This is a genomic window from Streptomyces sp. NPDC054786, assembly GCF_053611685.1.
Window position 1 is genome coordinate 26,400 of sequence record NZ_JBSHAW010000060.1, and the last position, 12,160, is coordinate 38,559.

The 12,160-nt window shown below is 72.0% G+C and carries 10 protein-coding genes; 7 read left to right on the forward strand and 3 right to left on the reverse strand.

Going from position 1 to position 12,160, the window contains the following annotated elements; genetic code table 11:
* The first annotated feature begins 73 nt into the window (after positions 1–73).
* Positions 74–1,486: a DNA repair protein RadA gene (gene radA / locus ACWGI6_RS34810; protein ID WP_453271207.1), complete on the forward strand. Its 1,413-nt coding sequence runs from the start codon at positions 74–76 to the stop codon at positions 1,484–1,486.
* A gap of 124 nt (positions 1,487–1,610) precedes the next feature.
* Positions 1,611–2,735: a DNA integrity scanning diadenylate cyclase DisA gene (gene disA / locus ACWGI6_RS34815; protein WP_393909155.1), complete on the forward strand. Its 1,125-nt coding sequence runs from the start codon at positions 1,611–1,613 to the stop codon at positions 2,733–2,735.
* A gap of 510 nt (positions 2,736–3,245) precedes the next feature.
* On the opposite strand, the gene ACWGI6_RS34820 is transcribed toward disA, so the two are convergent.
* The 3 genes from ACWGI6_RS34820 to ACWGI6_RS34830 form a co-directional block, all read right to left on the reverse strand.
* Complete coding sequence (locus tag ACWGI6_RS34820; RefSeq protein ID WP_453271208.1) at positions 3,246–4,238, reverse strand: NAD-dependent epimerase/dehydratase family protein; 993 nt, start codon at positions 4,236–4,238, stop codon at positions 3,246–3,248.
* Positions 4,239–4,534: 296 nt separating this feature from the next.
* Complete coding sequence (locus ACWGI6_RS34825) at positions 4,535–5,356, reverse strand: hypothetical protein (RefSeq protein ID WP_453271209.1); 822 nt, start codon at positions 5,354–5,356, stop codon at positions 4,535–4,537.
* A 240-nt stretch (positions 5,357–5,596) separates the two neighbouring features.
* Positions 5,597–6,322, reverse strand: a complete 726-nt coding sequence (locus tag ACWGI6_RS34830) for a pyridoxamine 5'-phosphate oxidase (RefSeq protein ID WP_453271210.1) — start codon at positions 6,320–6,322, stop codon at positions 5,597–5,599.
* 550 nt (positions 6,323–6,872) lie between these two features.
* Between ACWGI6_RS34830 and ACWGI6_RS34835 the strand changes: the two genes are divergently transcribed.
* The 5 genes from ACWGI6_RS34835 (at position 6,873) to cseC (ending at position 11,735) form a co-directional block, all read left to right on the forward strand.
* A complete protein-coding gene (locus tag ACWGI6_RS34835) occupies positions 6,873–7,832 on the forward strand; it encodes an A/G-specific adenine glycosylase (RefSeq protein WP_453271211.1) in 960 nt (319 codons plus the stop codon).
* Between the two features lie 394 nt (positions 7,833–8,226).
* The gene (locus ACWGI6_RS34840) at positions 8,227–8,832 is read left to right on the forward strand and encodes a SigE family RNA polymerase sigma factor (RefSeq protein ID WP_392378565.1); all 606 of its coding nucleotides are present in this window, start codon (positions 8,227–8,229) and stop codon (positions 8,830–8,832) included.
* A gap of 309 nt (positions 8,833–9,141) precedes the next feature.
* A complete protein-coding gene (locus tag ACWGI6_RS34845; RefSeq protein WP_453271212.1) occupies positions 9,142–9,702 on the forward strand; it encodes a hypothetical protein in 561 nt (186 codons plus the stop codon).
* Between the two features lie 9 nt (positions 9,703–9,711).
* Positions 9,712–10,422: a two-component system response regulator CseB gene (gene cseB / locus ACWGI6_RS34850; RefSeq protein ID WP_453271213.1), complete on the forward strand. Its 711-nt coding sequence runs from the start codon at positions 9,712–9,714 to the stop codon at positions 10,420–10,422.
* An 8-nt stretch (positions 10,423–10,430) separates the two neighbouring features.
* Positions 10,431–11,735 carry a two-component system sensor histidine kinase CseC gene (cseC, locus tag ACWGI6_RS34855; protein WP_393909161.1) on the forward strand — a complete coding sequence of 435 codons (1,305 nt, stop codon included), beginning with the start codon at positions 10,431–10,433 and terminating at the stop codon, positions 11,733–11,735.
* Positions 11,736–12,160 lie beyond the last annotated feature (425 nt).

The window sequence follows — 12,160 nt, forward strand, 5'->3', positions numbered from 1 at the left end:
CTCGGACACCGGCTCCCCCCGCCCCTCACGAAGCCGGGGAAGCATTGTCAGACCCCGCCGCTACGGTGACCCCATGGCAACGCGTAAATCCTCGGGCAAGGAGCGCCCCTCCTACCGCTGTACGGAATGCGGCTGGACCACCGCGAAGTGGCTCGGCCGCTGCCCCGAATGCCAGGCGTGGGGCACGGTCGAGGAGTTCGGCGGCGCCCCCGCGGTGCGCACGACCGCACCCGGCCGGGTCACCACCGCGGCCCTGCCCATCGGCCAGATCGACGGCAGACAGGCCGCCGCCCGCTCGACGGGCGTGCCCGAACTGGACCGCGTCCTGGGCGGCGGACTGGTCCCCGGCGCCGTCGCACTGCTGGCCGGCGAGCCCGGCGTCGGCAAATCCACCCTGCTGCTGGACGTCGCCGCCAAGGCCGCCTCCGACGCACACCGCACGCTGTACGTCACCGGCGAGGAGTCCGCCAGCCAGGTCCGGCTGCGCGCCGACCGCATCGGCGCCCTCGACGACCATCTGTATCTGGCGGCCGAAACCGACCTCTCCGCCGTCCTCGGCCACCTGGACACGGTCAAACCCTCCCTCCTGGTCCTCGACTCCGTACAGACCATCGCCTCACCCGAGATCGAAGGCGCCCCCGGCGGCATGGCCCAGGTCCGCGAAGTGGCCGGCGCACTGATCCGGGCATCCAAGGAACGCGGCATGTCCACCCTCCTGGTCGGCCATGTCACCAAGGACGGCGCCATCGCCGGACCGCGCCTCCTGGAACACCTCGTCGACGTCGTCCTCCACTTCGAAGGCGACCGGCACGCCCGGCTGCGCCTGGTCCGCGGCGTCAAGAACCGCTACGGCACCACCGACGAGGTCGGCTGCTTCGAACTCCACGACGAAGGCATCACCGGCCTCACCGACCCCTCCGGCCTCTTCCTGACCCGCCGCGCCGAGCCCGTGCCCGGTACGTGCCTGACGGTGACCCTGGAAGGCCGCCGCCCGCTGGTCGCCGAGGTCCAGGCGCTGACCGTCGACTCCCAGATCCCCTCCCCCCGGCGCACCACCTCCGGCCTGGAGACCTCCCGGGTCTCGATGATGCTCGCCGTCCTGGAACAGCGCGGCCGCATCAGCGCCCTGGGCAAACGCGACATCTACAGCGCAACGGTCGGCGGCGTGAAGCTCACCGAACCCGCCGCCGACCTCGCGGTGGCCCTCGCCCTCGCCAGCGCCGCCAGCGACACCCCCCTCCCCAAAAACCTCGTCGCCATCGGCGAGGTGGGCCTCGCGGGCGAGGTCAGAAGGGTCACCGGAGTCCAGCGCCGGCTGTCCGAAGCGGCCCGGCTCGGCTTCACCCACGCCCTCGTCCCCTCCGACCCCGGCAAGATCCCCGACGGAATGCGGGTACTGGAGGTCGCCGACATCGGACAGGCCCTCAGCGTCCTGCCCAAGCGGGTACGCCGGGAGGCCCCACAGGAAGAGGGCGCACGCCGGTAGACTTTGCCCTGGTCTCGCCCGTCACCGCAGAATTGCCTGTCGGCCACGTACGCTCCGCTGGTACGTCAACACAGCAAGGGCCGGGCGGCCTGCGGACCGACAGACCTTGCAACGGAGGAGTGCAGTGGCAGCCAACGACCGGGCATCGACTCCCGGCAGGTCCGGTGGCAGTTCCGGTACCGAGAGCCTGATGCGCGCCACGCTGAGCGCCGTCGCGCCCGGTACGGCCCTGCGCGACGGACTGGAGCGCATCCTCCGCGGCAACACCGGCGGACTGATCGTGCTGGGCTTCGACAAGACCGTCGAATCCATGTGTACCGGCGGCTTCGTCCTCGACGTGGAGTTCACCGCGACCCGGCTGCGCGAGCTGTGCAAGCTCGACGGTGCGCTGGTCCTCGACAAGGACATCACCAAGATCCTGCGGGCCGGAGTCCAGCTCGTCCCGGACGCCTCCATCCCCACGGAGGAGACCGGCACCCGCCACCGCACCGCCCAGCGCGTCTCCATCCAGGCCGGCTTCCCGGTCGTCTCCGTCAGCCAGTCGATGCGCCTGATCGCCCTCTACGTGGACGGCGAACGCCGCGTCCTGGAGGAGTCGGCCGCGATCCTCTCCCGCGCCAACCAGGCGCTGGCGACCCTGGAGCGCTACAAGCTCCGCCTGGACGAGGTCGCCGGCACCCTCTCCGCCCTGGAGATCGAGGACCTGGTGACGGTCCGCGATGTCACCGCCGTCGCCCAGCGCCTGGAGATGGTCCGCCGGATCGCCACGGAGATCGCCGAGTACGTCGTCGAACTCGGCACCGACGGCCGGCTGCTCACCCTCCAGCTGGAGGAACTGATCGCCGGCGTCGAACCGGAGCGGGAACTGGTCGTCCGCGACTACGTCCCCGAGCCGACCGCCAAGCGCTCCCGCACCGTCGTCGAAGCACTCGCCGAACTGGACGCGCTCAGCCACACCGAACTCCTCGAACTCCCCACCGTGGCCCGCGCGTTGGGCTACAGCGGAGCACCCGAGACACTGGACTCCGCGGTCTCCCCGCGCGGCTTCCGCCTGCTGGCGAAGGTCCCCCGGCTGCCCGGCACGGTCATCGACCGCCTCGTCGACCACTTCGGCGGCCTGCAGAAACTGCTCGCGGCCAGCGTCGACGACCTCCAGGCGGTCGACGGCGTCGGCGAGGCCCGCGCCCGCTCGGTACGCGAGGGACTGTCGCGACTGGCGGAATCGTCAATCTTGGAACGGTACGTCTAGCCGGTTGAGGCCAGTGGAGCTCCGGTTTCGTCCTGCGGTGCAGTAGGGGCGGGCCTCGCCCCGTAGCAGCGGGCGGACTTCGTCCAAAGTGGAGCGCGGGCTTCGTGCTGCGCTCGCATCATGGGCGGGCCGGGCTGGGGTCGAGGCTGGGGCTGGGGCTGGGCGCAGATTCTCGCTGGCGCCCCGGGCCGTGTCCGGAGGATGTGTGCGACGGGGCGTGCCCGCCAAGGTGCGTACAACGTCGGGACCTGCCCGGAGGCTACCTGCGGCGGGCCGACGGCCGCTCCTGATTTCCCCACCTCGGTCTCGCCGTCATGCGTCGGCAGGCATCGGCATGCGCCGTCGTGGCACCGCGCCGTAGCGACAGTTCGCCGTCACACGGCAGCGGCGAGACCCGACGGAACATCCCACGTCATTCGGTCAGTCGGCGCTCGGTCAGTCGGCGCTCGGTCAGTCGGCGCTCGGTCAGTCGGCGCTCGGTCAGTCGGCGCTCGGTCAGTCGGCGCTCGGTCAGTCGGCCCGGCGCAGCGCCTTCGCCTCCTTCTCCGGGGCCAGGCCGAGTACGGGGCGGTCGGGGCGTTGCGGGGCCACCCCGCCGACGGTCCGCAGCCAGGCCCACGTGTCGGCGACGGTTTCGCCGACGGGACGGCAACGCAGCCCGGATGCCAGGGCCTTGGACACCTCGGTGCCGTAGATGGCGTCCCGCAGCTCACCGGGCGCCAGCCAGACCGGCAGCTCGGTCCAGGGCTCGATGCCGGCGGCGAGGACGTCCTCCGGGGCGGTCCAGCGCAGTTCGGCGTCCGAGCCGGTGACCTTCGCACAACTCTCCAGCAGCTCACCCATGGTGGCGTGCCCGACCTCGCTCACCAGGTTGTACGCCCCGCCGAACCCGGCCCGCAGCGCGTCGACCGTCCACTCGGCAAGGTCACGGACATCGATGTACTGCAGCGCCATCCCCCGCGGTCCCGGCGCAAGGACCGGGCCGCCGCGGGCGATCCGGCCCAGCCACCACGGCAGCCGCCCGATGTTCTCGTACGGCCCGAGGATCAGCCCCGCGCGTACCAGCAGCGCCCGGTCCCCGAACGCCTCGACCGCGGCCAGCTCACCGCCCCGCTTGGCCTGCGCATAGTCCTCGGCGTCGGTGGCGTCGGAGGAGCCCGTCACCAGCGGGGCCTGCTCATCGAGCCGGGCCGTGGGCGGAAAGGCGTACACCGAGCCGCTGGAGACATAGGCATACGCCCCGGCCCGCCCGGCCAGCAGCCGCGCAGTGTCCCGTACGGCCGACGGCGCACCGCTCCAGGTGTCGACGACAGCGTCCCACTCGCCCTTTTCCAGAGCCGCGAGCCCTGCCGCGTCCCCACGGTCGCCGTGCAGCGCCGTCACACCCTGCGGCGGCGCATGATTCCCGCGGTGGAACACCGTCACCTGCCAACCTCGCGCCAGCGCCGCTTCGGTGACCGCCCGGCCCACGAACTCCGTTCCGCCCAGCATCAATAGCTTCATGGTGACGACTATGCCGGGCAGCGGTGCCCGCGGGCGGGCGCGCACGCTCTCAGCGGAATCCCTACGGGCGGAAAGCGCGGAACGGCTGGCCCCGGGGGATCCCGGCACGCCCCCCGGGCCGCCCCGCCCCGCCCCGGCCGGGGAAGCCCTGCCTCATGCCTGTGGGGCCAGGCCGATGAGACTCCCGGGCCGGTGGCTCCCGGACCGGTGACGCCCCCGGCCTACCTCAGCCCTTCGGCGTCAGCCCTTCGGCGTCAGCCCTTCGGCGTCAGCCCTTCGCTCTCGGCCCTTCGCTCTCAGTCCTCGGCCAGAACGAACGACGTATGGACCGCTTCCAGCCCCGGCACCTTGGCCTCGATCAGATACTTACCGGCCGGCACCGTGGCCGAGCTCGGAGTGGCGCACTGCGGGCCGCTGGCCCGGCGGTCCCACACGATGGTGCGCTTCACGGAACCCTTGGCCGGAACCTGCAGCAGCGCGGGCCGGGTGCCCGACGGGCAGTCGTTCGAGGCCCACACCCGGTCGTCGCCCGCGGTGTCGGTAATGGTGAGTACCGCGGCCTTCTGCCCGAGATCCACCTTGCACGCGGCACCGGCCGCATTCTTGACCGTCAACTCGAACTTCGGCTTGGCACCCGGCGCATAGGAGTTCTTGACGCTGTGCAGCACCAACTCCACCTTGCCGGATACGCAGTTGGGGAGCGAGGAGGCGGCCTCGACGGCATTCTTGCCCGAGCCCTGGCCGATCGGCCCACCGGGAACGGAACCGGAACCTCCGGAGCCGGCGCCGGAGTCACCACCGGACTCATCGCTGCCGCCCCCCGCGGAGCCCGAGCCGCCGCCGGAACCGGAGCCCCCGCCACCGCCCGACTCATCACGCCCGCCCGGCTTTTGATCGTTCACCGGTCCACTGGAGGAGGGCCCCGGCGTGATGGACGTCGCGGGTCCCTTGCCGTGGGGCCCCTTGCCCTCGTCGTCACTCTTGCCGCCGCTTGCGCCCAAGTTGAGGGCCCACACGACCAGAAGGGCGAGCAGTGCGACGATGCCCAGCGCAACGGCCCTCCGCCGCCAGTAGATGGAGGAGGGAAGCGGCCCGATCGGATTGCGCAGTGATCCCACGCGGAAACTCTACGAGAGATCGGCAGCCGCACCGGCCAGTACCCGCCGCATCCGGCTGCAACTTTTCCCATCATCGGCCCGGAGACTGCTTCCGATCGGCCCACAGACGGCTTACCGACCGCGTTTACGGCCCTAACGGGCCCGATGCCCCGTTAGGGCTGGGTCTGCTCCGCTCCGGCCTTGCTTTCGCCAGATGCACCCTTGGCGACCCGCGAAGGGGCGCGGGCGGGCGCCCCGGCCTCACGGGCCCGACCACTCCTCCTTGTGACCGAAGCCCTGCCCGTTGTCGATCAACCGCAGCCAGTCGGGGCGCAGCTCCCACAGCGCGGTCCGCTCCAGGGCGTCACGCAGCCGGTCGCTCGCCGCGACGAAGGGGAAGCGCTCCAGATAAACCCGCCAGCCGGCCGCCCGCTCGGCACCGGTCAGGGCGCGGCAGCGGCCCCGCCCCTGAAGTCCGGTCAGACCGCTCCACTCCTGACCGTCCCGCTGTGCCGTGAACGCAACCCGCGCGCCGGGCTCCGCAAGGGCCCGGCCGTGCCGCGTCGTCGCCGCGGTGACGAAGTACAGCGCGGGCCCGGCGCCGACTGCCGTGCCGCCCTGCGCGTCGGCCGCGTCGGTCGCGTTGGTCGCGTCGGCCGCGTCGGCCGCACCGGTCGCACGTGTCGCACCGGCCGCATGGACCGTGTCGACCGCACCGGCCGCATCGCTTGCGTGGCCCGCACCGACCGTGTCCGCCGCGTACAGCACCGCGCACGCCTGCGGCCCCTCCTCGTCCACGTACGCCAGCGTCATCGTCGTATGCGCGGCCAGCGCCCGCCGGATCCCCTCCGGGCAGGGGGTACCGCCCACTCCCGCCGCAGCGCCCGATTCCGCCGCACCGACCGGCCCCGCTGCGCCGCGCGCCCCCGCCGCGCCGTCCAACCCCGCCGAGCCGCCCGCATCTTCCGTATCGCTCATCTCCGCCATGACCGCATCCTCGCTCCCCTCGCTCGCCGCCCCGCTTGCCGCCTCCACATATTCCAGCAACGATTACGGAGAGTAATCAGTTCCCTCGGATTGTAATCACCCCCAGCACCCAGCACCCAGCACGACGTACCGCTCGCCCGGGCAGCCTCCCGGCCACCACATGCAGCTTGCCCGGCAGACCCGGCCACCCCGGCCGCCCCGGCCACCGCGCACCGCTGACCCGGCCTCGCCCCCCAACCACCGCGCACCGCTCACCCGACCTCGCCCCCAACCACCGCGCACCACTCACCCGACCCCACCTCCCCGCCACCGCGCACCACTCACACGCCCACCCCCACCCACCAGCCGCCAGGTACCGCTCACCGCACCCAACTCCCAGCACTCCCAGCCCCCAAGTCCCGCTCCCCGCCACCCCCTCCCCCGGCCGCCCCGTACCGCCGGTAGCCGCCACCCGTGCGTACCCGGCCGTCCTGCGTGCGGGTGGGCGCGCGGCGGGGCGGGCCCGGTGCGTTTCCCGGGTGACCTTGGACGTGCCAGGATCGGCAGTGCCATGACTTCGACGCCTGTCACCACCACTGCCACGACCGCCGCCACCGAGACCGCTTCCGCCGCCGACGCGGCCGCGGAAGCCGCCGACGGGACCGCGCTGCACGGCCCGGTCACCGACTGGTTCGACGAGCACGCCCGCGATCTGCCCTGGCGCCGCCCCGAGGCGGGCGCCTGGGGTGTGATGGTGAGCGAGTTCATGCTGCAGCAGACCCCGGTCAGCAGAGTGCTGCCGGTCTACGAGCAGTGGCTGGCCCGCTGGCCGCGCCCCGCCGACCTGGCCGCCGAGGCGCCGGGCGAGGCGGTACGCGCCTGGGGCCGGCTCGGCTATCCGCGCCGCGCCCTGCGGCTGCATGCCGCCGCCTCCGCGATACAGGAGCGGCATGGCGGCGACGTACCGCGTGAGCACGGCCAGTTGCTGGCGCTGCCCGGCGTCGGCGAGTACACCGCCGCCGCGGTCGCGTCCTTCGCCTACGGGCAGCGGCACGCGGTGCTGGACACCAATGTGCGCCGGGTGTTCGCCCGCGCGGTGGCCGGCCGCCAGTTCCCGCCGAACGCCACCACCGCCGCGGAGCGCAAACTCGCCCGCCAGCTGCTCCCCCAGGACGAAGAGCTGGCTGCTCGCTGGGCGGCGGCCACGATGGAGCTGGGTGCGCTGCTGTGCACGGCGCGTGCACCGGAGTGCGGGCGCTGCCCGATCGCCGCGCAGTGCGCCTGGCAGCGGGCCGGGTCTCCGGTGCACGACGGTCCGCCGCGTCGCACCCAGACGTACGCCGGTACCGACCGGCAGGTGCGCGGCAAGCTGCTCGCCGTACTGCGCGAGGCGGTCTCGCCGGTGCCGCAGCAGGCGCTGGACGCGGTGTGGGACGAGCCGGTGCAACGGGCCCGGGCGCTGGACGGGCTGGTCTCGGACGGGTTGGTGGAGCCGCTCGGCGGTGGCCGCTATCGGTTGCCGCTCACGTAGCGCGGGGGTCACCCGTACGGGAGTACCTGTTAGAGAAGAAGAGGGCGCGGTCACTTCGGCGGCCGCGCCCTTCCGTGTCCGGTGGCCTCCCCTGGCCCGCTGCCCTCCAGCCCCCTGACCCGCTGTCACCTTTCGCGTCGCATGACCGGAAAGTGCCCCTGATGCGACCGGAAGAAGACCTTCCGCCTTCCCGACTGTCGCCACGTCACGGCCGGTAGGCCTTCTGGTGGGGGTGCTCCTCCCCCCGGAGTATGACGCTCACCGGGCCTTCGTCCGTCCGAGGTATGACCCCTGGCGGGCTGTTACACAACCGAGGGTTTTCCGTGCACTCCCTGTGGGGCCGACGCACATTACGCCGCAACACCCCCTCCGTAGCGTCTTACTCGTGCTGGAGATGACCGCCAGCACGGTCAACGTGGGGAATCGTAAGCGGATCGGAGGCGTCGGAATGGCGACCAGCGGCGGCAAGGTACTGGACTTCGAAGAGTACGTTCGTACGCGGCAGGAGGCCCTGCTGCGGAGTGCCCGGCGCCTGGTGCCCGACCCGGTCGACGCCCAGGACCTGCTGCAGACGGCACTGGTCCGCACGTACGGACGCTGGGACGGCATCGCGGACAAGTCGCTGGCCGACGCCTACCTCCGCCGCGTCATGATCAACACGCGGACGGAGTGGTGGCGGGCACGCAAGCTGGAAGAGGTGCCCACCGAGCAGCTGCCGGACGCGAGCGTGGACGACGGCACCGAGCAGCGCGCCGACCGCGCCCTGCTGATGGACATCCTCGGGGTGCTGGCTCCCAAGCAGCGCAGCGTCGTCGTGCTGCGACACTGGGAGCAGATGAGCACGGAGGAGACCGCGGCGGCGCTCGGCATGTCCACGGGGACCGTCAAGAGCACGCTGCACCGGGCGCTGGCCCGGCTGCGTCAGGAGCTGCAGATGCGCGACATCGACGCGCGGATGCTGGAGCGCGGCGAGCGGGGGCGGGAGCGGTGCGCGGCCTGACCGGCGGCGCACGCCACGCGGCGGTATATCAAGCGCAACACCCGCCATTCCGGTACGCACGAGATGAAATGCGTCTTTATCGATGAAAACGGACACAACGCCAGGCGCCTTACGACTCACAGCTCGACGCGCGACAATCACATCAGGAACAGCAGCGGGATCGGCGGCTGTGCGAGCAGCACGGTGAGCAGGAGCGGATTGTCCAGGAACAGGTTGACCAGGATCGGGTTGACCAGAGGCGGCGCGGCCACGGCAGGAGTGGCCGCCGTCGGCCTTTTGCTGGCCGGATGCAATCCGGGGGGCGAGGGCGTGCGCAGCGAGGGATCCGCCGGCACCACCCCCGCGCCCAAGGGCGCGGTGCACACCACCCCCAGCCCCACCTCGACCGCCGGTTACCACAAGGTCGACGCCGTCAAGCTGGTCAAGGACGCCCCGAAGATCGGCCCGGACGTGAAGAAGTCGCTGGCCGAGCCGTGCGCCGCGGACGAGTACCCGGTCGAGGTGACCTATGCGCCGCTGACCGGCCGCAAGACCCCCGATGTCATCGTCAACGTCATGACCTGCGCGGATTCCGTCGGCATCGGTGCGTATGTCTTCCGCAGGCGCGAGGGCGCCCCGGACGGGTATGACACCGTGTACAGCAATGAACAGCCGTCGGTCTACGCCGGGGTCAACAAGGGCCGGCTGGAGGTCTCCGAGCAGACCTACGCCGCGGGCGACAAGGTGTGCTGCCCCTCCGGTGAGGACGTGACGACCTACCAGTGGGCGGACGGCCGCTTCAGCCGGCGCGGCCGCCCGTATCACACCGACTACAGCACGAGCACCGACGACGGCGCCACGCCGGACGACGGTAAGGGAACGGAGGGTTGAGACAACCGCATGGCCGAGACCCATGTGCTTTTCGTCGAGGACGACGACGTCATCCGCGAGGCCACCCAGCTCGCCCTGGAACGGGACGGATTCGTGGTCACCGCGATGCCCGACGGGCTCGCGGGCCTGGAGGCGTTCCGCGCCGACCGCCCCGACATCGCGCTGCTCGATGTGATGGTGCCGGGACTCGACGGTGTGAGCCTGTGCCGGCGGATCCGCGATGAGTCGACGGTTCCCGTGATCATGCTGTCGGCGCGCGCCGACTCGATCGATGTGGTGCTCGGCCTGGAGGCCGGCGCGGACGACTACGTCACCAAGCCGTTCGACGGCGCGGTGCTGGTCGCCCGGATCCGCGCCGTGCTGCGCCGCTTCGGCCACGCCAGCGGCCCGGACCGGACCAAGGGCGCGGCGGCGGAGCTGGACGACGCCACCGAGGCGGTGCTGCGCTTCGGCGATCTGGAGGTCGACACGGAGGGCATGGAGGTGCGCAAGGGCGGCGAGAACGTCGCACTGACGCCGACCGAGATGCGGCTGCTGCTGGAGTTCTCCAACGCACCGGGTACGGTCCTCTCGCGCGACCGGCTGCTGGAGCGGGTCTGGGACTACGGCTGGGGTGGTGACACCCGGGTGGTGGACGTCCATGTCCAGCGGTTGCGCGGCAAGATCGGCCAGGACCGGATCGAGACGGTCCGCGGCTTCGGATACAAGCTGAGAGGCTGACACCTCCGGTGGTCAGGCTGGCCCTGCGGACGGGGCTGAGATGGAAGCTCAGCGCCGCGATCGCGCTCGTCGGAGCGCTGGTCGCGATCGCGCTGAGCCTTGTCGTGCACAACGCCGCCCGCCACTCCATGCTCGACAACAGCCGGGACGTGCAGATCGAGCGGCTCAACTTCACGCAGAAGATCTTCGTCTCCACCAACCGGCTGCAGTTCGGCGCGAAGATCGACGATCCTGAGCTGCCGGAGGCGCTGCGCGACGAGGTCGACAAGAACAAGCGCGCCACCTACCTCCAGGACACCGGGCAGACCGCGCCCGAGGTGTGGGCCGCCTCACCGCTCAGCAACGGCCGGGTGCTGTCCGTCCACGACCGTTTCCCCGACCGCTTCGCCGTCCTGGACGATCTCGATCAGGCGCTGGTCATCGGCTCGACCGCGGTGGTGGTGGGCGGCTGTGCGCTGGGGGTGCTGGTCGGCGGGCGGCTCTCCAAGCGGCTGCGCAAGGCGGCCGCGGCCGCCGGCAAGCTCGCCGACGGCGACACCGCGGTCCGGATCCGCGACGAGGTCGGCAGCGGGCGGGTACGCGACGAGACCGACGATCTGGCCTACGCCGTGGACGCCATGTCGGACGCCCTGCAGGAGCGCATCGAGGCCGAGCGGCGGGTCACCGCCGATATCGCGCACGAGCTGCGCACCCCGGTCACCGGTCTGCTGACCGCCGCCGAACTGCTGCCGCCCGGCCGTCCCTCCGAACTCGTACGCGACCGTGCGCAGGCGCTGCGCACCCTCGTCGAGGACGTCCTGGAAGTGGCCCGGCTCGACGGCCATGCGGAGCGCGCCGAGTTGCAGGACGTCGCGCTCGGCGAGTTCGTCGCCCGGCGGGTGCGCGCCCTCGATCCGGGCATCACCATCGACGTCGTGCGGGACGCCGAGGTCACCACCGACCCGCGCCGGCTGGAGCGGATCCTCGGCAATCTGATCGCCAACGCCGCCCGGCACGGCAAGCCGCCGATCGAGGTCACCGTCGAGGGGCGGGTCCTGCGGGTCCGCGACCACGGAACGGGCTTCCCCGAGGCGCTGCTGCGCGAGGGACCCAGCCGCTTCCGCACCGGCAGCAGCGACCGGGCCGGGCGCGGCCACGGCCTGGGCCTGACCATCGCGGCCGGCCAGGCCCGCGTACTGGGCGCCCGCCTCACCTTCCGCAACGCCGATGAACTCACCGACGGCTCGACCGGCGCCGTCTCCGTCCTCTGGCTGCCGGAGAACGCCCCCACGAGTACGGGCAGCTTTCCGGTCATCCACCTTCCGGATCGGTGACGTTCCGCTGCGCTTGGCTGTCGTCCCACGTGTGCGGCTTGACCGCCGTGCCGGTCCGCTGCACTTGGCCGCACTCCCACATGTACGGGCTTGACCGCCGTGCCGGTCCGCTGCGCTTGGCCGCACTCCCACGTGTACGGCTTGACCGCCGTGCGGGCGGGTCCAGTGTGCTTGCCCGCACTCCCACGTGTACGGCTTGACCGCCGTGCCGGTGTCTCACTGCCTGACGGCTGGTGAGTCCGCCGCGCTGGGCCGTCGGGTGCGGTGACGGGGCCTCCGCGGGGTGGTGTCGGGGCTGCTGTGGCTCCGCCGCATTCGCCTGGCGGCGGGTGAGTCCGCTGCGCGGGGCTGTCGGGGTGCGGTGACGGGCCTGCGCGGGTGGGTGTCCGGACTGCTGCGCTTTACGTCCGGACACCCACCCGCTC